At 40.1% G+C, this 21,049-nt stretch carries 22 protein-coding genes, 1 tRNA gene and 1 pseudogene; 5 read left to right on the top strand and 19 right to left on the bottom strand.

The features are described 5' to 3' along the window. Positions 1-200 precede the first annotated feature (200 nt). The 6 genes from EO121_RS02600 to zwf form a co-directional block, all read right to left on the bottom strand. Positions 201-1,139 carry a bile acid:sodium symporter family protein gene (locus EO121_RS02600; RefSeq protein WP_127165790.1) on the bottom strand — a complete coding sequence of 313 codons (939 nt, stop codon included), beginning with the start codon at positions 1,137-1,139 and terminating at the stop codon, positions 201-203. 343 nt (positions 1,140-1,482) lie between these two features. Continuing rightward, entirely contained in the window at positions 1,483-1,923 is a 441-nt protein-coding gene (locus EO121_RS02595; protein WP_127160418.1) for a cupin domain-containing protein, read from the bottom strand. A gap of 93 nt (positions 1,924-2,016) precedes the next feature. Next, positions 2,017-2,322 carry a heavy-metal-associated domain-containing protein gene (locus tag EO121_RS02590; RefSeq protein WP_127160419.1) on the bottom strand — a complete coding sequence of 102 codons (306 nt, stop codon included), beginning with the start codon at positions 2,320-2,322 and terminating at the stop codon, positions 2,017-2,019. 8 nt (positions 2,323-2,330) lie between these two features. Beyond that, on the bottom strand, positions 2,331-2,555 hold the full coding sequence (locus tag EO121_RS02585; protein WP_127068892.1) for a twin-arginine translocase TatA/TatE family subunit: 225 nt from the start codon (positions 2,553-2,555) through the stop codon (positions 2,331-2,333). A gap of 26 nt (positions 2,556-2,581) precedes the next feature. Next, a complete protein-coding gene (gene pgl / locus EO121_RS02580) occupies positions 2,582-3,331 on the bottom strand; it encodes a 6-phosphogluconolactonase (protein ID WP_009352975.1) in 750 nt (249 codons plus the stop codon). Next, positions 3,316-4,839 carry a glucose-6-phosphate dehydrogenase gene (zwf, locus tag EO121_RS02575; RefSeq protein WP_127160420.1) on the bottom strand — a complete coding sequence of 508 codons (1,524 nt, stop codon included), beginning with the start codon at positions 4,837-4,839 and terminating at the stop codon, positions 3,316-3,318. Before zwf ends, pgl begins: the two co-directional genes overlap by 16 nt. A gap of 175 nt (positions 4,840-5,014) precedes the next feature. Between zwf and rpsD the strand changes: the two genes are divergently transcribed. Beyond that, entirely contained in the window at positions 5,015-5,602 is a 588-nt protein-coding gene (rpsD, locus tag EO121_RS02570; RefSeq protein WP_126939854.1) for a 30S ribosomal protein S4, read from the top strand. Positions 5,603-5,928: 326 nt separating this feature from the next. Here the strand turns inward: rpsD and EO121_RS02560 are convergent, their stop codons facing one another. From EO121_RS02560 to EO121_RS02525, 8 genes and pseudogenes are all read right to left on the bottom strand, one after another. After that, complete coding sequence (locus EO121_RS02560) at positions 5,929-6,306, bottom strand: site-specific integrase (RefSeq protein ID WP_164725832.1); 378 nt, start codon at positions 6,304-6,306, stop codon at positions 5,929-5,931. 68 nt (positions 6,307-6,374) lie between these two features. Then, on the bottom strand, positions 6,375-6,707 hold the full coding sequence (locus EO121_RS02555; protein ID WP_127165788.1) for an Arm DNA-binding domain-containing protein: 333 nt from the start codon (positions 6,705-6,707) through the stop codon (positions 6,375-6,377). 181 nt (positions 6,708-6,888) lie between these two features. Beyond that, a complete protein-coding gene (locus tag EO121_RS02550; RefSeq protein WP_127165786.1) occupies positions 6,889-7,920 on the bottom strand; it encodes an Abi family protein in 1,032 nt (343 codons plus the stop codon). 136 nt (positions 7,921-8,056) lie between these two features. Continuing rightward, positions 8,057-8,440: a hypothetical protein gene (locus tag EO121_RS02545; RefSeq protein ID WP_240629377.1), complete on the bottom strand. Its 384-nt coding sequence runs from the start codon at positions 8,438-8,440 to the stop codon at positions 8,057-8,059. A 78-nt stretch (positions 8,441-8,518) separates the two neighbouring features. After that, positions 8,519-8,902 carry a hypothetical protein gene (locus EO121_RS02540; protein WP_127165784.1) on the bottom strand — a complete coding sequence of 128 codons (384 nt, stop codon included), beginning with the start codon at positions 8,900-8,902 and terminating at the stop codon, positions 8,519-8,521. A 28-nt stretch (positions 8,903-8,930) separates the two neighbouring features. Continuing rightward, positions 8,931-9,125, bottom strand: a complete 195-nt coding sequence (locus EO121_RS02535) for a hypothetical protein (RefSeq protein ID WP_127165782.1) — start codon at positions 9,123-9,125, stop codon at positions 8,931-8,933. Positions 9,126-9,484: 359 nt separating this feature from the next. Further along, positions 9,485-9,724, bottom strand: a complete 240-nt coding sequence (locus EO121_RS08850; protein ID WP_370447200.1) for an ImmA/IrrE family metallo-endopeptidase — start codon at positions 9,722-9,724, stop codon at positions 9,485-9,487. Between the two features lie 48 nt (positions 9,725-9,772). Beyond that, positions 9,773-9,955: pseudogene (locus tag EO121_RS02525) on the bottom strand (cell filamentation protein Fic); the annotation flags it as partial. 173 nt (positions 9,956-10,128) lie between these two features. Here EO121_RS02525 and EO121_RS02520 point away from each other — a divergent pair. Both EO121_RS02520 and EO121_RS02515 read left to right on the top strand, forming a co-directional pair. Next, entirely contained in the window at positions 10,129-10,260 is a 132-nt protein-coding gene (locus tag EO121_RS02520) for a helix-turn-helix domain-containing protein (RefSeq protein WP_240629376.1), read from the top strand. A 422-nt stretch (positions 10,261-10,682) separates the two neighbouring features. Then, positions 10,683-11,003, top strand: a complete 321-nt coding sequence (locus EO121_RS02515) for a YnfA family protein (RefSeq protein WP_197413469.1) — start codon at positions 10,683-10,685, stop codon at positions 11,001-11,003. Between the two features lie 217 nt (positions 11,004-11,220). Here the strand turns inward: EO121_RS02515 and EO121_RS02510 are convergent, their stop codons facing one another. The 3 genes from EO121_RS02510 to tadA all read right to left on the bottom strand — a co-directional run bounded on the left by EO121_RS02510 (position 11,221) and on the right by tadA (position 12,671). Further along, positions 11,221-12,063, bottom strand: coding sequence for a DUF362 domain-containing protein (locus EO121_RS02510; protein WP_127165780.1), 843 nt, complete (start codon positions 12,061-12,063; stop codon positions 11,221-11,223). A gap of 66 nt (positions 12,064-12,129) precedes the next feature. After that, positions 12,130-12,220 (bottom strand) — tRNA-Ser (locus EO121_RS02505). Continuing rightward, positions 12,174-12,671, bottom strand: coding sequence for a tRNA adenosine(34) deaminase TadA (gene tadA, locus EO121_RS02500; RefSeq protein WP_127165941.1), 498 nt, complete (start codon positions 12,669-12,671; stop codon positions 12,174-12,176). The genes EO121_RS02505 and tadA overlap by 47 nt, the downstream gene beginning before the upstream one ends. A gap of 136 nt (positions 12,672-12,807) precedes the next feature. Between tadA and ispE the strand changes: the two genes are divergently transcribed. Together ispE and EO121_RS02490 are read left to right on the top strand one after the other, a co-directional pair. After that, positions 12,808-13,692: a 4-(cytidine 5'-diphospho)-2-C-methyl-D-erythritol kinase gene (ispE, locus tag EO121_RS02495; RefSeq protein ID WP_127165778.1), complete on the top strand. Its 885-nt coding sequence runs from the start codon at positions 12,808-12,810 to the stop codon at positions 13,690-13,692. Further along, positions 13,689-14,378, top strand: a complete 690-nt coding sequence (locus tag EO121_RS02490) for a GntR family transcriptional regulator (RefSeq protein WP_127165776.1) — start codon at positions 13,689-13,691, stop codon at positions 14,376-14,378. The genes ispE and EO121_RS02490 overlap by 4 nt, the downstream gene beginning before the upstream one ends. Before the next feature lie 293 nt (positions 14,379-14,671). Here the strand turns inward: EO121_RS02490 and gltB are convergent, their stop codons facing one another. Next, entirely contained in the window at positions 14,672-19,258 is a 4,587-nt protein-coding gene (gene gltB / locus EO121_RS02485) for a glutamate synthase large subunit (RefSeq protein ID WP_370447198.1), read from the bottom strand. A gap of 519 nt (positions 19,259-19,777) precedes the next feature. Then, entirely contained in the window at positions 19,778-20,797 is a 1,020-nt protein-coding gene (locus EO121_RS02480) for a branched-chain amino acid aminotransferase (RefSeq protein WP_127165775.1), read from the bottom strand. Positions 20,798-21,049: the final 252 nt, after the last annotated feature.

The following is a 21,049-nucleotide window of genomic DNA, read 5'->3' as shown; positions in this document are numbered from 1 at the left end:
ATTATAGCATTCTTAACCCACAACTCCAATTAGCACTTTTAAAATAAATGCGTATTTACTACTTTTAATTAAATCATTGTAAAATAAAGCAAAAAACGCCACATACTTTCACCCTATAACAGGCTATGAAAGTACATGACGTTTCTAATAGATATGTAATTGTCTAATGCACTAGTACCCAAAGTACCCTAACTTTCAGATTAGTGTGTACTTTTAGAATCATTGCGACGGCAAATGCCCGCAAAGATAGATCCTGTAAAGTTGTGGATAATAGAGAACACGGCGCCTGCTACGGCTGCTTGTGGTGTAAAGTGTTTCAATGCCAAGCTAGCTGCCAAGGCAGAGTTTTGCATCGCCACTTCGATTTGCATAGCACGACGATCTGGTACGTTAGAACCGAACAAACGGCAAATGAAATATGTCACCACATAACCGCTCACGTTTTGCACCAAGCAAGCCAAGAAAATCATCACACCATGCGCTAAGATATTATCACGGCTAACGGCAGTGACGCCAGCTAGGATAATTAATACAGCTACGGCACCTACTGTTGGTAATACTTCTTTCACAGGTTCAATGCGAGAACCGATGAAATAGTTTACAATAATGCCCAATGCAATTGGCACGGCAATGATTTTCACGATGGACATGAACATAGGCCAGAATGCAATATCGACGGTTTGTCCTGCGTATAAGACGATGAAGATTGGTGTTAACACTGGTGCCAACAAAGTGGATACTGTCGTTGCAGATACGGACAATGGCACATTACCATTTGCCAAGAATGTCATTACATTAGATGCGGTACCGCCTGGTGCTGCCCCTAACAAGATAAATCCTAAGGCGATTTCTGGTGGGAATCCAAACAAGGTACCTACTAACCAACCTGCTAGTGGCATCCACAAGAATTGAATCAAGGATACCAAGATCACTTGCCACGGTTGTTTAAATACGTCTAAAAATACTTTTCCTGTTAATGTTAAGCCCATGCTGAACATAACTAATTGTAACAAAGGAACTGTTTGTTTCGCTGCGCCCATGAATAGTTCTGGCACTAAAAATGCGATAACTGCCATAGCTAACACAATCCATGCTAGGTAATCATTGAACAAGCGATTAATACTACGAATAAAATTCATATGTAACCTACTTTCTATAAAAAATGAGAACTTTTCAATTATAACAAATATTTCTCTCTAATAAAAGGGATTTATCTTAAATTTATAATATATTTGTCCATTTATGTGTTACAACTATTAGCTGTGATGTCCATCGTATAGTTTTCGTCCTACTCCCCTGATCATAACTAGGATCCGTTATTTTATATCAGAAAATGTTATCTACTTAATTGTATAATGCAATTTCACTTTAAAATAAAAAAGAAACATAAGTAACGATAACTCCTAACATCAACATTAGATGCCTAGATTCCTCATCACTTATATTTCTTCCTTGTGAGACAGTTGTATGTAAACTGATTAACTAGCTATTTAAAAACTCCTCGATTACAGGATTTTTCATCATCTCAGCTTGCTCTGCCTCTGTAATAACTTGTACTTTATCTCGGTCCACATTAACCAAGCAGAGGAATCCTAAATGATCGTCTTGGTTCGCACGGAATTGGTGTGCCATCAATTTAGGAATTTCAATCATATCCCCTTCTTGTACGTTTTCCACGGTGTCGCCTAGTAAACATTGGCCTTTCCCACGGAAGATCATGACCATATGCGTATGTTCATGGCGCTCCATAGTGCTATACCCACCTGGTTGTACCTCAAAATAACGGAATTGGCATGGAATATCCCAAGCTCCATCAAACAAAACTTGACGGGTCACATCTTTAAAAGGGCTATTATCTTGCTTGTACACCAACGTGTCGACTCCATCCCAGGTGTATTCTTTTTGATTAAACTTGCGTATCATACTAACTCCTATAAAAGGGCCATCTTGGAATCAATCCAGATAGCCCCTCCTTGTATTCTAATATATACCTGGCATATCACCAGATAGTACGCCTTATTTGAATATTTTCTTAATAGCGCCCAAAATGCCGCCATGTTCATGAACATAGTCTTTCACAGATTCCACTTCAAAACCTGTTTCGTCGATAGCTGCACGAATGGTTGCTTCATCCGTTTTAGTATGGTCAAAGCGAATACGCACTTCTTTTGTTTTTAAATCTACAGTGGATTCTAGTACGCCTGGTAACCCACGAACAGCACCATTCACAGTATTTTCACAGTTCACGCACATCATACCTGGCACGTGAAATAATTTTGTAGTCACATTACCTGTGCTACCACAACCGCAATCTTTACACATAGTTCCTCCTAATTATTTTGTTTATGACTATTAGTAGCACCAGCTTCTACATCAATAGTTTCCGCTTTTGCAGGCTCTTCTTTAGCTACTTTTTTATCGCCACTAACAGCATCTTTAAATTCATTAATACCTTTACCGATGGCCTTACCAATTTCAGGTAATTTTTTAGGACCAAAGATAACAAGAGCAATAATTAAAATAAGAAATAATTCTTGTGTGCCAAAATTAAACATGCCTAATACCTCCTATTTCAAATCAATTAATTTTTATGGGCAGAATCATCTACATACCATTCTACTGGTTCATGAGTTAATACCGCACCTGGTAAACAATGGTCTACTCGATCCTCCCAAGAATATTCTTCATATTCCTTACGTTGGCGAAGCACGCGTGCTAAGGCCGCCTCTTTAGAAGCACCTACCACCGTGAACCACACAGATTTCGCATTCACCAGCATTGGGAATGTTAATGTCACACGTTCCCATACTTTGCCATCTTTTACGGCCACTACCATACGATCACGTTCATACAAAGCTTCAGATTTAGGGAATAGGGACGCTGTATGTCCATCATCACCTAAGCCTAGTAAGACTAAATCTATGGATTCCTTTTCTGTACGCTTCAAGACCATTTTTACTTCTTGTTCATATTTATCTGCTGCTTCCTCCACAGTACCATTATTTGTTGGTACTGGATAATAGTGAGCAGCTCCCATAATATTTCCAAATAAGCGATCTTTTGCACGGCCAAAATTATTATCTGGATTCGACTGTGGTACAAATCGTTCATCTACCCAAAGGAAGAAAATATGCTCCCAATCGATACGATTTGTATACTCATCAGAATCGAGCAAAGAAAATAATGCATTCGGAGTGGTACCTCCAGATACAGCCACCACACAAGCGCCTGTTTCTGCAATGCATTCATTTGTATAGGTTAAAAATCGATCGGCCACTGCTTTCGCCACGTCATCTCCTGTAGGAAATGCATGAATTATATCTCTCGCCACGACCAAGATCCTCCTTCTAATAACTCTTCCGCTTCTTTTGGTCCCGCACTGAAAGCTGGGTAGAAGCATAACGGTGTTTCTTCATCATTTCGTTCCCATGCTTCAATCAATGGCTTAAATAAACGCCATGATTTTTCTACCGCATCGTTGCGAACGAATAATGTTTGGTCTCCTAATAAACCATCTAAAATCAATCTTTCATAAGCATCTGGAATGTCTGCTAATTCCTTAGAATTGCTATAGGAAAAATCCATTTCTAGGGTGTTAACACTCAACTTAGACCCTGGAGATTTCACCTCTAAGGACAATCCCATTCCTTCATTTGGTTGCATGCGAAGAACCAATACGTTTTGGTTAAAGTCTTTCGCATGGAACGGTTTAAAGATGGAGTGTGGAATTGGTTTGAAAGTTATGGCAATTTCGCTAGATTTCTTCGGCAATCGTTTTCCTGTGCGAAGATAGAACGGCACATCACGCCATCTCCAGTTATCGATGAATAATTTTAATGCCACATAGGTTTCTGTCGTTGATGTAGGTGGCACATTTTCTTCCTTCCGATACTCTGGAGCTGGACGTTCTGTATTACCAGAATCTGCATATTGACCACGCACTGCAATATCGCCTAATTTTTGGCGATGTAAACTGCGGATAGATGAAATTAACTTACCAATTTCATCACGGTAATCATCGGCATTAAAACTAGCAGGTGGTTCCATGGCAATCAAAGATAATACTTGAATCATATGGTTTTGCACCATATCACGCAAGGCACCTGCCCCATCATAATAGCCTGCACGTTTTTCTACACCTAACTCTTCGGCTACGGTAATTTCTACACGCTCAATATATTTGCGATTCCAAAGGGGTTCAAATATAGCATTGGCGAAACGAAGCATTAAAATATTCTGTACCGTTTCTTTCCCTAAATAATGATCGATACGATAGGTTTGCTCTTCCGTAATATATTGTTTCAAGGATTCATCTAATGCGATAGCACTTTCTAAATCATGTCCAAATGGTTTTTCAATGATGACACGGGACCAAGAACCTACTTCTTCTAACAGTTTTGCCCCATGTAATTCACGTACAATAGGTTCAAATAACTCTGGTGGCATGGCTAGATAAAATAGTGCATTCCCGCCAGTACAATGAGCATCTGCCACACGTTCTAATTCTTCGCGCAACGCTACATACGTAGACGGCTCTGTATATTGACCCGCTACATAGGAAAAGCGCTCAATAAATGCTTGTTCTTCTGCATTTGGTTCACGGTCACCTAAGATGGATGCTTTCACTTGTTCACGAAATTCATCGTGGCTCATCGCTGTCCGTGCTACGCCCACTACAGCTACCTTCGGTGAAAGTAAACCACGTTGAAACAAGGAATAAATAGCTGGCAACAATTTACGTTTCGTCAGGTCTCCGGAGGCCCCAAAGATAACAATAGCACCTGCCCCTGGTGTATGTTCAATACATAATTCTTCTTTTACATTATAGGACACATTCATGGTGAATCTCCTCTTACATCAGTTTCCACTGGAAACACTAATACTGTACCTTTTATTATAGCACAAACCCCACTATTGACAATGGTCATCGACCTTTGACTTTTTCATTTTCATAGGGTATAATAATTAAGCACAATTTGTGCAAAGTTTTATTAATCTATGAGGTGATAATCACATGGCAACGAGAAGAGAAGCACGATTTAAGTTATGCCGTCGCTTCGGTGTGAACGTTTTCGGTCACGCGAAGGCTTTAAAACGTGTAAAAAAAGACCAACGTCAAAAGAAAATGTCTGAATATGGTCTTCAATTATTAGAAAAACAAAAAGTCAAAGCATACTATAACTTGCTAGAACGCCAGTTCGTACGCTATTACGATAAAGCGAAAAAAATGCACGGTGTTACAGGCCAAAACATGTTGAAATTGTTGGAATGCCGTTTGGACAACCTTGTATATCGCATTGGCTTCGGTAACTCCATCCGTCAAGCACGTCAAATGGTAAACCATGGCCACATCCTTGTTAACGGCAAACGCGTTGACATCCCTTCTTACCAATGTAAACCAGGTGATGTAATTGAACTTCGTGAAGCTAGCCGTGACAACGAAATGTTCAAAGTGAACTTCCAAGAACTTCGTTCTTTCGAACTTCCTTACATCGAAAAAAATCTTGACGCTTTCCAAGGCACATTAACTCGCCTTCCTGAACGTGAAGAACTTCCTATCGAAGTAAACGAGACACTAATCGTCGAATTGTACTCCAAATAATAGTTTCGATTCTACGAATACCAGAAGCACAGTACTTATGCGCATAGGTACTGTGCTTTTTCTTTTAAAAATTGCTAAAATTCGTGTGCGTTGCTCAACCGTTGCATAACCTTTTAACGAAATGATGCAGGGATCTTATTTACCTCTTCGATATATTGTTCAATCGTCTTATGCGTGTACACATCCGCCGTTATGTCTTTACTTTGCGTGTGGCCAACGATTGATTTTAAAATATAACGATCTATTCCGTAGTTACTGGCCAAGGTGATGAACGTATGGCGTGTGTCATGCGGTAGGTGGTCAGATATTCCGACTTCCTAACAAAATCATTTTATCGGCTTTATGAGAAGCTTTGAGGTATACCCAAGAGGGATTGTATCCGATTTAGAAGCGGCTGCTAGGGCGTAAATTTCGCGGTAAAAAGGCATAACACAATCTGCGATAGGTATGATTCTGTTCTTACCGGCTTTCGTTTTAACCCCACCGATGATATATCGCTCATCCAGGTGGACGTTCTCCATCTTAATCGATAGTAGTTCAATAGGGCGCATACCAGAATATATGTACATCAATAAGAGTTTCGCAATACTCTCATCGGTGTGATTCCATATTGTTTGAATCTCATCTTCTGCGAAAGGCTTATGGATGTTTGATTTTTCCGCCGGTTTCAATTCAAGGAGCACAGCATAGTTCTTGATAATCACATCATTCTTGATAGCTGCTTCAAAGGCTCCGTCCAGGCCTTTGACAATTAATCCAATAGATGAACGACTTAGATGGCTATTTCGTCGATTATCGCTTGCAGATGGACGAGTTTAATCTCTTGTATAGGTTTCTTTATCTTCGCTTGTGCGGTCGAATATCCGCCTTTTTTCGTATCGATTCCTTTACGTTCCTTATCGGCAATCATCCAACTCCAGCATTCACTAAATAATACTTTCTTGGTTTCAAATTTCTCCGGATAAATGTCATATTCTGATAAGACATCCCAGGCATCTTTTGATTTTGCATAATACCCAATCGTCTTACGTTTATACTTGCCGTTCTCGTCGTAGCCAGTAGTTACGATTGCACGGTATGGCTTGCGTAATGGCTTATGCTTCATCTTGTATACGGAACCTGTTCCGTTGGCTCATTTCATGGCCATAACATTATAACCTCCTTGGTATAGTGATTAGCCTTAGAGGTATGCTATAATAATTGTGGAGTAAAAATAAAGTACCTCTTAGGTATGAAGTTTTTAATGGCCCTCACTGCGGTGAGGGCTTATTTTTTTGCGCCTAATCTTATGTTTGATCTAGATAGATTAAAAATCTATCCTGCGTATCCATTGGCATGTCCGCAATGTTTGCATAACACTGAAACAAGAAGGGCTTTATTACTCGATCATCGTCATCAATACCGTTAAATACAGATAAGAAGTCGACAATAAATTGTTTTTTTAGATAATCAGTTTTTAGTAAAACCATCATCGATAACATTACACCATATATACCTTTAAGATATACTTTTTCGTTTTTTCCAATCTTTTTATTTTGTTTCTTTATTAAAAGATTTCCAGGTAAACATTTTGACAATGTGCTAGAAGGAATTTTTCGTGTCTCATTAGTTCTAAGAGCAGTAAAATCAAGATTATGTGCTGCTGCATTTCGAAATACTCTAATTGCTTCTAATGCGCAAATAATAAAATTAGTTTTATCGTTAAGTGGAATTGTCTTGCCGGTTTCGTCAGGCAATAATGCGTTTACAACGTCGTCACGTTGGGTGTTCTTTAACAGTTTAAAAAGATTAATGGAGTTACTAAATGATAGGTTCTTTAATAGTATCCAAGGCGGGATGTGGTTATGGTGTTCACGATAATATAAAGTAGGGTTGCTTGCGATTTTATTATCATTCCTTGTTTTTAAACATTCGAGTTGAACAGCATCAAACGTCAATACATTATTAGGACTTTGATAAGACTCTTTATATTTTGACTTTGCTAAATATACTGACATATCTACACCAAAATCTTTAGATAAAGTGTAAGCTAGTTTTGTTTTAAATATATTTTCAGTAAACATACTATATTTTAGTATGAATGCTTGTATAGATCTGTCAAACATAGAAAGACTATATAACTGTTCTATAGTAGTACCTTCAATAAAATATTCTCCGTCTGGCATAAAATATCTTTGGTAACGATTGATTAGATCGTAATAAGATATTGTATCTAAAGCATGCATTGCAAACTCTGAATCACTTATATTTAGATTCCTAGTACGTAATAATTCAATCTGTTCCTCGTAAGTTTTAAAAGGCTTGTCATAAATTGTCAAAATTTAGCCTCCTATATAATAAAAGGAGCCCTCGCTACCAATGATAGCAAGGGCTCCAGTGTCCAACAGTCACGCAATGTGGAAAGGGACAGTTCACTATCATCAGTATACATCATATAAAATAAGTTTTCAACACTTATTCTCTTGTGAGTAAAACAGTATCACCTATTTTTATAGGCGTTATTACTGGCGCGGAAAGATTTGTAGAAATATCATCTTTACTAACATTTAATGGCACAGTCCGAGCAATAGTTTTTTGAAGTACAGATACTGGACTAAATAGAGTGCTAGTACGTCTAACAATACGTTGGCATACAGCGAATCTAGCATAAGGGGCTGTAACTTCAATAACCGCCTTTATGCCGTCGTAAGCACCGTAGTTTACACCATCTATAATTAAGTCTTCACCTGGCTCAATTATACGTAAAACGTCACCCTCCTTGGCACCGTCGTTTAGACCATAATTAATCAATACTGTGCTTTCGTTTTCAATAGCAATAATTTTATAGGTATCAAACATAACATCCTCTCCTTTTTTTATCACAACATATATTACAAGCCTCTTACTCAGCAGTAGGGTAGGAGGCTTATTTAGTTACTAACAAATCTTGGAAACCAGGTATTTAACAATTTCCCTAGCAGTATTAACTGAGTTTTCACTGTTAAAGTTGATATTGTTTTCATCGTTGGTTCTGTCAAAACCTTTCATCGATGTGTTTTCGTGGCCATATGTGGCAAGTTCTAAAAATCCGGAAGTAACACCAGTTGATTTTACTTGAATGGCCAAAATGTTCTTTATTGGAATAATCTTATAGGTACGATTCCCCAAGTTGAATAGACCGCCTTGAGTGCGATCGATAACAACACATGTATCATACACAAATAAATTAGCACCAATACCATCTAAGTGGTATAAATGTTGCCCCATAAAGTCCTTTGTAGGGCTTTCGATAACTTTTGGTTCACTGCTGAAAAATCCCATAATACTAACCTCCCCGTATTAAAACCTTTTATATCCCAAATATCCCTCTTAAAATATCTCGATTACGTTCATGCTTAGCTTTCTTTTCAGCTGCTTTTTGCTCTTCAATGCGTTTTTGTTCCTGAACCTGTGCTTCATCGGCTTTTTGTTTCTTGTAGTCTGCTAATTTAGCATCACGACCAACTAATCCTTTTACAGAAGCAATAAGTGCTTCATCACCCATGCCTGGTGCAGCAACATGATTTTAACCATTGAAATTTTGACTTCTCTTTATTTCATCGGATCCATTTATATATGTATTCATATCGAATAAATCTAATGAATTATTTGAAAAATGAATCTTATACGAAATTAATTCTTGAATTCCTGTGGTTCGTATCCATACAGCCCATGCCGTCGCAGTATCAGTATCTGGGTCATAGGAGAGTGTGTTTAAATCCACTTTCCCTGTGTAGTCAGAATTTGAATAGAACCATTGCCAACGGGCGTCATTAAATTCCTAAGCACTGACCATCATTGTTGAACATAATGCAAATATTGTTGCCAATACTAATCCCTTTTTCATTTTAAAATCTCCCTGTGTTAAATAATATGATGATAAAAGTCGATTCCGTTAAGGTCACTATATTCAATTTTAGACATCCTAACCATACGCTCGACTAAATCAACGTGATGATCAATATAAAAGTCATCACGAATGATATGAATTAGCTCGTGCTTTATTTCCTCCCTCATGCGGTCATGAGGGAGATTTTTATTTATGTAAATATTATGAGTATCTACATCCTCTGATTCTTCGGAAATTGCTTTAGCATTTGGCAAGTCGCAGTAAATCAAATTTACAACCAATATAACACTCTCCCTTGTGTATTATTTCTTTTTTATTGTAAAATCAGCAAGTTTGTCAAAATCAGATTTAAACTCTCGGTCCTGAATAACTCGATATTTTTTAAATTCTTCTTTAGCTAAGTTATCAGCCACTTTCTTTGATATTTTCCCTACATTAGATAAGATATCATATTCATTAAACTGTAAAAAACTATCTAGCCTATAAGACCAATCTTCCTAACTATTATAACTATGGCGAGCATATGATTTCAAGATTAACTTTAATAATTAGCATTATTGCCTTTGTATTATCTGTTTATAATCTATTAGTAATATTAGGAGTACTGTAATGAAACTAGATGCCGTAATGACTACACAAGAGGCTGGGGAAAGATGGCATGTACCAGCTGATTCTAAAGAGATATACCAATAAACAATTTACCGATGATGAGGCTAGAAAGTCGGGGAAAATGTGGCTTGTAACTCGTCAAGGAATGGAAAGGCTATATGGTAAAGAAAAAGAAATTTAATTGATGATTTATTACTTTCTTATGAAATTGTAGAAGATAGTAAGTAAAATTATATAATAGTATATATTATATAAACGCTTAAAATTTCTCTAAAATTTCAATTGTTACTCAACTGTTGCTCAACTTATTAAAATTAAAAGTGCTATAAATGTAGTAAATAAGCAGTTTTATGATAGTGTTAAAATTGTACTCCAAATAATAGGATACTACAGCAACCAGTTTTCGGATTGGTTGCTTTTTTTATGCCTTACTAGTTGAAATTATTGTGGGTAGTTTATATAATGAAAGTACATATCATTTACTATATATTACATACGGTCTTGGTGCACGGTATATCGAAATTATAGTATTCTTACACAACGTACCGCATGTATTTTATCCTATGAAAGGCAGTTAACACAAAGGTATTTACTATGTCGCAAATTCTCTTATCAATATTTTATTTTATTCTAGCCGGTATTGCTGAAATCGGTGGTGGCTATTTAGTATGGCTGTATCTGAAAGATGATAAAAGCCCATGGTATATGCTCGCTGGTGCTATTACCCTCATCATTTATGGTATCATTCCTACCCTTCAGGAGGCTCCCTTCGGAAAAGTCTATGCTGCCTATGGTGGCATCTTCATCGCCCTCTCTATTTTATGGGGCTATTATGTAGACGGCATCACTCCTGATCGGTACGATATCATCGGTGGTATCGTCTCCATCATCGGGGTACTCATTATTATGTATTATCCTCGGTAATACACCTAATGAATGCGAAACTGTATATAACGAGGCAACTATTACTTCTCTATCTATACCGTCACTCCTAATGCATTAGAATTGTTACGACACAATGTATCCCCTTACATATGCTTTTTTAGGATACATCCATTATATCATATATACAAATATGCAAAAATCTCTAGTCAAAGCGATGCCTTACGCACTCGCTTACACTAGAGATTTTTATTATCTATTAAATTTTTTCGCCATAGAAGATTAACTCTTCGTCTTTCACAAGGGCGTAGGAACGTGTACCAAGTCCCATGCGGTCCGCACGTAGTAAGATGGCTTGCCATTCGCTATTAGGGGAAATGTCTTTGAAATAATCCCACGTGCGTTTTTCTACTGTGCTTAATACGCCATGATCCACTGGTGTAGCTTGGGTAATAATATCTCCCAACGCTTCATCCATAGCCACCATGTCATAAGATACAACAATACCTAAGTTACCTACGATTTCGTTAGTAGCACCAGCCTCTTTCAGCTTATCTTGGTTCACATAATCCGCCACAACGTCCATCGCTACCCCTACATGGAATCGTTGACGATTTCTAGTGGCAGCTGCTGCATATTCTGCCACCGCTTTATGATGCTCTGTACCTGTTAAGGCTACCAATTCACGACGACCTTCTAGGCTCGCAGAATACCAACCAGTATTGTTCACCGCTCCAGAGAATCCACTGTACTCATTCGCTTTAATATGATTTACGGAAATCACCACATCACTGGTAGCAATGCGTTCATCAATATAAGCTACTTTCACTGATTCACCATCAGGAATGATGACCTCACGAGAATTATTACTAGGCTCATCTACATAGACCACAGTACCGCCTTCAGATTCAATACGTTCTTTCATATATGCCACTACTGTTTCATAAGCTACATACTCACTATGTAGATCATTGCGAAGTAGAGCCACTTTTTTGCCAGCGCAACCAATTTCATCAAAACCGATTTTACGCAACAAAAAATCTAATCGTTTATGGATTAATGCTTGATTAACCTCTTGTAAAGGGGAGTAATATACTTCCATATCATACCTCCTATAACTACGTCATTTTGTAAAAAAGGGCTGCATCTACTGACACAGCCCTTACTTTGGCGGAGAGAGGGGGATTTGAACCCCCGCGCCAGTTTCCTGACCTACCGCATTTCGAGTGCGGACTCTTCAGCCACTTGAGTACCTCTCCGTATACGACGGCGTTCTTTGAAAAAATCTTTCATAATTTGACTGCATTCTTCTTGCAATACACCCGCCAACACCTGTGGTTCATGGTTTAAATTCGGATGTGAAAGTACATTAAACAAAGATTCTACCGCACCGCCCTTATAATCACTACTGCCATAGACAACACGTTCTATACGACTATTAATAATAGCACCAGCACACATAGGGCACGGCTCTATGGTAACATAAAGCGTACAACCGGTCAACCGCCACCTTTCAAGCATAGCATTCGCCTCACGGATGACAAGGACCTCTGCATGAGCCGTCGCATCATGGTCAATCTCGCGTCTGTTGTGATGACGACTGATAATCTTGCCTTCATGCACTAATACTGCACCAATAGGAATTTCACCCATATCATAGGCCTTACGTGCCTCTACCAAGGCTTCACGCATATACTCTTCATCAGTCATACAGTCACTTCCTTTCCAATTGCCGCTAGACAATAGAATACCATACTTTCAGAGAATCGTCACTTCTTAAGCTAATTATGATATAATAAAGAGTACATGTAAACATTTTCGATGACTTCACTGAGGTGACAATCTTATGGAACAACGAGCTTTTAGTAAAATCAATGTAGGTCTTGCTATCACGGGCAAACGTGATGATGGGTACCACGATATAGATACCATTTTTCAATCTATTTTCTTAGGGGATTCCCTCTATTTCGCACGCCACCATTCTGTGGTGTTCTCTGGCGATGCACCTGAACTACCATATTATATGGCACAATTAATTCCCTATACAGAAAGCAATATTGCTATGAAAGCCCTTCGTATGGTCCAAGACTATACGGGCTGTACCCAAGGGGCTGCCATTCATTTGTTAAAACGAGTTCCCCCTTGTGCTGGTATGGGCGGTGGCAGTGGTGACGGTGCCGCTATGTTACTAGGCCTTAACAAGTTTTGGGATCTTCGCTTAACCGATGAGGAACTATTGACCATGGCAACTAAACTTGGTTCTGATGTACCTTTCTTACTGAAAGGCGGTACTGCCCGTGGCACTGGTCGAGGAGAGCAATTAGAAGTCTTGCCAACTAGTAGCGCTCAATGGCTACTAATCGTAAAACCAGAAGTGAGCATTTCCACAGCAGAAGCCTACGGAAGATTTGCGGAGACTTCTCGTGTCACTTCAGACACGATGGATACCGTTACCACACATATAAACGCCAAAGACTTTCGTCAAGCTTTTATTAGTAGTGACAACACCTTTGAAGAATTAATATTCCCTGTCCATCCAGAACTTGCATCATGTAAGCAATTTTTCTTAGACCGTGGATTCCCTACCATCATGACTGGTAGCGGTCCTACTATGGTGGTGTTATTGGAAAAAGCACTGGATGCCATTCGATTACAAGAAGATATCAAACAAGCTGGTCATAACTGGCTTTCACTAATTACGAAAACACATGATGAGGAGGCCCTACGATGAATACACCACGTTTACAACCCATCCGTTTAGACGCGTACAAACCGCTTCGTGAAATTGTTAGCGATGCTTTACGCCAAGCTATTCGTGACGGTCTATTACCACCAGGCGAACGCCTCATGGAGATTCCTTTGGCGGAAGAGCTCGGTGTGAGCCGTACTCCTATTCGTGAGGCAATCCGCATTTTAGAGCAAGAAGGCCTTGTGGTGATGATTCCACGCCGTGGCACCTATGTGGCGGATATGAGTTTGAAAGATGTAACAGAAGTATTTGAACTTCGCTCTATCTTGGAAGAGCTCGCCGCAGAACTAGCTGCAGAGCGTATTACGAATGAAGAAATCGAGGCCTTGGAGCAGCATCTGGTAGAAATCGGCAACTACATGAACGAAAATAACTTAGATAAAGTCGTACAAGCCGATATTCTATTCCACGAAATTCTTTATAAAGCGTCTCGTAATGATCGTCTTGTGGAAATGATAAACAATCTACGAGAGCAAACGTTGCGCTTCCGTACATTGTCTATGAGTCAAACAGGTCGTCTCGCCAAAACTTGGGATGAACATCGTCAACTTGTAGAGGCAATCTCCGATCGCGATGTGGAACGAGCTCGCCAGATTGCTCGTATCCATATGGAAGAATCTGAAAAAACATTGTTAGAAGGTATGCAATTAAAAAGCCATGAAGGCTAATGTATCTTTCACATATCATAATTGAAATAGAAAGGGTCCTTATAGGACCCTTTTCTAGTTATCTATATATACATAAAATCATATTAGTATAGCATCTACAACAAAAGAGGAATGGCCCTGTATTCTCAGTTCCATTCCTCGTTTTTAAGTTCTATACCATTTTGGTTCTATCATATGTTTTGGCTCTATCATATATTTTGTAGGGACAGCAAAAGCCATCCTCCAAGATATATTTTTATGCATACCATAGACATCCCATAGGCAGATCATTCAATCTGCTTATGGTCCAACCTCTATTTGCCACTCATATATTTCGCTTTAAATGCCGCCAATTGCGCTTCTTCTAATACCATGCCTTCCTCTTGGAAGTGAGCGATACTTTGCTGCATTTCTTCGTAAGCAGTTGGCACGATTTTTGTAAAGCGATCTTTGTACAATACCCAGTTTTCTAACATATGCCGACCTTGTTTGGAGTTCGTGTGCAATACATGTTGTTGTACTAACTCATGGATCCGTGCTAGATCACTTTCACTAGTTTTACGAAGCTCCACAAGTCCTGTGTTGCAATAACGTCCATCTAAATCAAGTACGTACGCATAACCACCGGACATGCCAGCCCCAAAGTTACGACCCACACGGCCAAGGACAAGGACCTCACCACCAGTCATGTATTCGCAACCGTGGTCACCTACACCTTCTACAACGGCTGTGATACCGCTATTACGAACGCAGAATCGTTCCCCAGCCACGCCGTTGATATAGGCAGCACCAGAAGTAGCCCCATAGAATGCCACGTTACCGATTAAGATGTTTTCATGCGCCTCGTAGGTAGCAGCTTTTGGTGGGTACGCAATGATAGTACCACCGGACAAGCCTTTACCAAGGTAATCGTTGGCATCCCCTTCGAGTTCTAATGTCATACCGTTCGGGATGAAAGCACCAAAACTTTGACCAGCAGAACCAACGAAATTCAATTTGATGGTATTCTCTGGCAAGCCCGCTTCGCCATAACGACGAACTACTTCGCCACCGACTAAGGTACCTACCACACGATTCACATTACTGATTGCCAATTTAGCACGAATTGGTTTTTGATCATCCAAAGCAGGACGACACATGCGAAGTAATTTTTTCATATCCAAGGTGCGTTCCAATTCATGGTCTTGGTCGATGCTGTGTAAATGTCCCACAGACGCATCTGTATACGGTTTGAACAAGATTCGTTTCAAGTCCACACGAGACAATTTGAAATTATCGTCCTGTGAGCGTTGGCGTACCAAATCAATACGACCTACCAACTCACGCACGCTACGGATACCTAAACGAGCCATGATTTCACGCAACTCTTGAGCGATGAACTTCATCAAGTTTTCCACATATTCTGGTTTACCTGTAAACTTAGCACGCAATTTTTCGTCTTGTGTGGCCACACCGTACGGACATGTATTCATATGGCAAACCCGTGCCATACGACAGCCCACTGCCACTAATGGCAAGGTACCAAATCCGAATAATTCTGCTCCCAACAAGGCTGCGATCGCCACATCATAACCAGTCATCAGTTTACTGTCCACTTCCAGCTGCACACGGTCACGCAAACGATTTAACATCAAGGTTTGATGCGTTTCTGAAAGGCCCAATTCCCATGGCACACCTGCATGTTTTACAGATGTACGACCTGCCGCGCCAGTACCACCATCGTAGCCGGAGATGAGGATGCTGTCTGCTTTCGCTTTGGCTACCCCTGCGGCAATGGTACCTACCCCAGCTTCTGAGGTCAATTTTACGGAAATCGCTGCACTTGGATTGACGCATTTCAAGTCGTAAATCAACTCTGCCAAGTCTTCGATGGAGTAAATATCGTGATGTGGTGGCGGAGATACCAGTTCTACACCTGGTGTGGAGTGACGAGCTTTGGCAATCTCTGGATATACCTTTTTACCCGGTAATTGACCGCCCTCACCTGGTTTCGCTCCTTGGGCACATTTGATTTGTAATTCTTTCGCATGTACCAAGTAATTCGTTGTTACCCCAAAGCGACCTGATGCAATTTGTTTTACTTCACTATTGCGATTATCTCCATTGGCATCGAGAACAAAGCGACTTGTATCTTCGCCGCCTTCCCCAGAGTTCGATGTAGATCCTAAACGGTTCATAGCGATGGCAATAGTTTCGTGGGCCTCTTTACTGATAGCACCGTAACTCATAGCGCCAGCTTTGAAGCGTTTCACAATATCTTCCACTGGTTCCACTTCTTCCACAGGAATACCGCCGCCCACTGGGAAGTTCAATTCCATCAAGCTACGCAAGGTCACATGATAGTCATTGCGAATCATTTTGGAGTATTCTTTGTATGTATTGTAATCCCCTTCAATTAAGGATGTTTGCAATAACTTAATCGTATCAGGATTGAATAAATGCTCTTCCCCATCTTTCATAGGACCGTACCAACCGCCTGGTTCAAGGACTTTCACATCTTCTTTGAAAGCCCGTTGGAATCGTTCTAATGTTTCATGAGCTACACCACCTAAGCCGATACCTCCAATGCGGGTCGGTGTATTTGGGAAGTAGGTACTAATAAAATTTGTATTCAAGCCCAATGCCTCAAAGATTTGTGCCCCATGGTAACTGCGTACAGTGGAAATACCCATTTTAGACATGACTTTCATAATGCCCGACACAGAGGCCTTGATGTAATTCGCTTCTGCTTCCTCTGGTGTAAGGTCGCCCAAGCGATTCGTTGCTTGTAACTCACGTACTGTTGCTAATGCCACATACGGGTTAATCGCTGTTACACCATAGCCTAAGAGTGTACAGAAATGATGCACTTCACGAGGTTCCCCAGATTCCAAGATTAGCCCCATTTCTGTGCGCAACACAGTGTTAATCAAGTGATTGTGCACCGCTGCCACTGCCAATAAAGCAGGGATTGGCACATGGTGTTCGTCCACACCACGGTCAGATAAAATCAACACATTTTGGTCAGTACGAGCTGCTTCCTCTGCATCTTTGCACAAACGGTCTAAGGCTTCTTTCATGCCTTCCGCACCTTTGGCAGGATCAAACAAGATGGACAAGGTCACGGATTTCATGCGACGGCAGTCCAATTGTTTAATACTTGCCAATTCTTGGTTCGTCATAATTGGAGTTCGCATAGATACGGCGTAGGTGCCCACTTTATTAGGGTCCGTCAAGTTACCGCTATTCCCGAGCATCACTCGTGTGGATGTGACCATTTCTTCGCGGATGGCATCGATTGGCGGATTTGTCACCTGTGCAAATAACTGTTTGAAATAGGAATACAACATTTGCGGTTTGTCGGATAGAATCGCCAACGGTGCATCGGCACCCATGGAGCCTACAGGATCTTTTCCATCTTTCGCCATAGGGATAATCATACGCACCAAATCTTCTTGTGTATAGCCGAATACTTGTTGTTGCATGAACAAGTCCCCTACCTCTGGGATGCTATCTTCCGTAGCTTGTTGAATCTCCGACAAGTGGATTACATGTTCTTTCACCCACTCATGGTACGGCAATTCTGTGGCTACTCGTTGTTTAATTTCTTCATCAGAAATGATGCGACCTTCTTCTGTGTCGATTAAGAGCATTTTACCTGGTTCTAATCGGCCTTTAGCACGAATCATATCGTCTGCTTCGTTTACTACACCTACTTCAGATGCCATGATTACACGGTCATCAGCTGTCACATAGTAACGAGCTGGGCGCAAGCCATTTCTGTCTAGCACACCACCGATTACAGTCCCATCAGTAAAGCCCATCGCCGCTGGACCATCCCATGGTTCCATCATGAAACTATTGAACTCGTAGAAGTCATGCTTTTCTTGGCTCATCAAAGTATTACGTTCCCAAGGTTCTGGAATCATCATCATGATCGCATGTGGCAAGCTACGGCCTGTCATATGCAAGAACTCAAGAGTATTGTCGAACATGGCAGAGTCAGAGCCTGTATCATCAACAACAGGGAACACTTTTTTAATATCTGGGAATAAAGGAGATTCCGCTTTTCCTTCACGAGCATTGATCCAGTTTACATTACCACGAATGGTGTTGATTTCCCCATTATGTACTAAATAGCGGTTAGGATGAGCCCGTGCCCAGCTTGGGAATGTATTCGTACTAAAACGAGAATGAACCATCGCCAAGGCAGAGGTGAAATCTAAATCGTTCAAATCTAGGTAAAAGTTACGTAATTGCACTGGTGTCAACATACCTTTGTAAACGATCGTTTTAGAAGACAAGGAGGCAATGTAGAAATCACTACTCATTTCTTTGCTCAATGGGACGATGCGTTTTTCTGCAACTTTACGAATCATATATAATTTGCGTTCAAACTCCGCTTGATTTGTCACCTCTGGACCTTTACCGATAAGAATTTGAATCATCCAAGGACGAATTAATGCCGCCTCATGGCCAACTGCTGTAGAATCTACCGGCACTTCCCGCCAGCCCAATACAATTTGACCTTCTTCACGAACAACTTCTTCTAAGATTCGTTTTTGCTCATTCCGTAATGTTTCGTACTTATGAGCAAAGACCATACCCACCCCGTAATCGCCAGCTGGTGGTAAATGGATGCCTAACACTTCGCACTCACGGCGGAAAAAGTCATGTGGAATTTGCACTAAGATGCCCGCTCCATCGCCAGTATCCTTATCGGCGCCAGCACCACCACGGTGCTCCAATCGCTCAAGAATACGCAAGCCATCGTCGATAATATCGTGGGACTTTTTACCTTTAATATTGACTACAAATCCCATGCCGCACGCATCTTTTTCAAATTGGGAACTATACAAACCATTCGCTTCCAAATGTCGCTGCTCCTCATGTTGTTTTGCAATGGTACTCATTTCCATCATAACCCTCTCCTCCTGTAGGCTCTCTATTACTACGCTAGCGTACTTAACACTAGGCATACATATACTGAAAGTTCTAATTCTATCTATCAATTAACTGTACCTCGCTATAGTCTAGCTAAATGTTATACCAGCATTCATCTACTATATGCTCACTCTGTAAAGAATTAACCTCTTATGATAATCAGTAACTACATTTCATAATACTCATAAAATATAGTTCTAATTCTATAGAATATAGAACTGTATACTATACTAGCAAAAATTATATTATTTTTCAATACATATTACTTATGTATACATGTATTCTTAAATAATCCATCTCTTTTTACTTCTTATCCCATGACTTCAAACTCATATATTATTGTGTATCATCTATTAACTCTTCAAAATCTATACATTTACTATCATGAGCTCTTTCAACATTACTTTCATCCACATCCTTATATATGCCCACTATGTAAGAAAACGCATAGCTACCCTAAGGTAACCATGCGTTTACGTCATTGTAAAAGTATTCTATTATACGATGCGAACAATCCAGCCTTCTGGTGCTTCGATTTCACCATGTTGAATGCCAAGCAATGTTTCGCGCAATTTTGTTAATGTTGGGCCCATTTCATCCATGCCGCTTGGGAAGAAGATATCTTCTTCTTTTGTATGCACCATGCCAACAGGAGAAATAACAGCTGCTGTACCGCAAAGACCACATTCAGCGAAGTCTTTCAACTCTTCTTTGTACACTTCACGATGTTCTACCGTCATGCCCAAATAATGTTCAGCTACATACATCAAGGAACGACGTGTGATGGATGGAAGAATACTATCGGATTTAGGCGTTACTAATTTGCCATCTTTCGTGATGAAAATAAAGTTAGCTCCACCAGTTTCTTCTACTTTTGTACGAGTTCGGGGATCCAAGTATAGATTCTCTGCATACCCTGCTTCATGGGCTGCTTCTAGAGCATGCAAGCTCATAGCATAGTTCAATCCCGCTTTAATATGGCCTGTACCATGTGGTGCTGCCCGGTCAAAATCGGAGATTTGGATTTTCAGCGGTTTCACACCGCCTTTGAAATAATCCCCTACAGGAGTACCAAAAATACGGAATTGGAACTCATCTGCTGGTTTAACACCGATAACACTGTTCGTACCCATCAAGAATGGACGAAGATACAAACTACCACCCGTGCTATATGGAGGCACAAACTCTTGGTTCGCTTTTACCACTTCTTTCACAGCCTCGATAAAACGATCCGTTGGAAATGGTTGCATCACAAGATATTTCGCAGAATCATGCAAACGCTGTGCATTCAAATCTGGACGGAAACACACAATATGACCATCTTTTGTGTAATATGCTTTCAAACCTTCAAAAATTGTTTGCGCATATTGGAATACACCAGCACATTCATTAAGGACAATATTCGCCTCACCCGTTAAACCGCCTTCATCCCATTGACCATCCTTGAAATTAGACACATAACGGAATGGCGTTTCTTTATAACTAAAATCTAAATTGTTCATATCAATCTTTGCCATACTGTCCTCCTACTATTCCATACCTGTGAAAGCCGTGAAAGTATACGTATATCTATCCTTCTAGCCCCTTCACATCATATGAATATTTACTGATTTGTATTTTAGATAAAAACTATTATACACCCAACGCGGAAAATGTACAAGAGTACGGACTTAAAAGGTAAAGTAGATTCTAATTGTTTGTTTTACTTTAACATTGGGGAACTTTTTTATTCTATTTTTCTAAAAAAGTTCCCCAATTATTTATCACAT

Source organism: Veillonella sp. CHU732 (genome assembly GCF_003992085.1).
In the GTDB taxonomy this organism is placed as follows: Bacteria; Bacillota; Negativicutes; order Veillonellales; family Veillonellaceae; genus F0422.
This window is presented reverse-complemented; position numbering and strand designations above follow the sequence as displayed.

Coding starts and splice junctions, on each gene's coding strand:
- EO121_RS02600 (WP_127165790.1), bottom strand. CDS start 1,139: ATGAATTTTATTCGTAGTATTAATCGCTTGTTCAATGATTACCTAGCA.
- EO121_RS02595 (WP_127160418.1), bottom strand. CDS start 1,923: ATGATACGCAAGTTTAATCAAAAAGAATACACCTGGGATGGAGTCGAC.
- EO121_RS02590 (WP_127160419.1), bottom strand. CDS start 2,322: ATGTGTAAAGATTGCGGTTGTGGTAGCACAGGTAATGTGACTACAAAA.
- EO121_RS02585 (WP_127068892.1), bottom strand. CDS start 2,555: ATGTTTAATTTTGGCACACAAGAATTATTTCTTATTTTAATTATTGCT.
- zwf (WP_127160420.1), bottom strand. CDS start 4,839: ATGAATGTGTCCTATAATGTAAAAGAAGAATTATGTATTGAACATACA.
- rpsD (WP_126939854.1), top strand. CDS start 5,015: ATGGCAACGAGAAGAGAAGCACGATTTAAGTTATGCCGTCGCTTCGGT.
- EO121_RS02555 (WP_127165788.1), bottom strand. CDS start 6,707: ATGAAGCATAAGCCATTACGCAAGCCATACCGTGCAATCGTAACTACT.
- EO121_RS02545 (WP_240629377.1), bottom strand. CDS start 8,440: ATGTTTGATACCTATAAAATTATTGCTATTGAAAACGAAAGCACAGTA.
- EO121_RS02540 (WP_127165784.1), bottom strand. CDS start 8,902: ATGGGATTTTTCAGCAGTGAACCAAAAGTTATCGAAAGCCCTACAAAG.
- EO121_RS02535 (WP_127165782.1), bottom strand. CDS start 9,125: ATGGGTGATGAAGCACTTATTGCTTCTGTAAAAGGATTAGTTGGTCGT.
- EO121_RS02520 (WP_240629376.1), top strand. CDS start 10,129: ATGTACCAGCTGATTCTAAAGAGATATACCAATAAACAATTTACCGAT.
- EO121_RS02510 (WP_127165780.1), bottom strand. CDS start 12,063: ATGGAAGTATATTACTCCCCTTTACAAGAGGTTAATCAAGCATTAATC.
- tadA (WP_127165941.1), bottom strand. CDS start 12,671: ATGACTGATGAAGAGTATATGCGTGAAGCCTTGGTAGAGGCACGTAAG.
- ispE (WP_127165778.1), top strand. CDS start 12,808: ATGGAACAACGAGCTTTTAGTAAAATCAATGTAGGTCTTGCTATCACG.
- EO121_RS02490 (WP_127165776.1), top strand. CDS start 13,689: ATGAATACACCACGTTTACAACCCATCCGTTTAGACGCGTACAAACCG.
- gltB (WP_370447198.1), bottom strand. CDS start 19,258: ATGATGGAAATGAGTACCATTGCAAAACAACATGAGGAGCAGCGACAT.
- EO121_RS02480 (WP_127165775.1), bottom strand. CDS start 20,797: ATGGCAAAGATTGATATGAACAATTTAGATTTTAGTTATAAAGAAACG.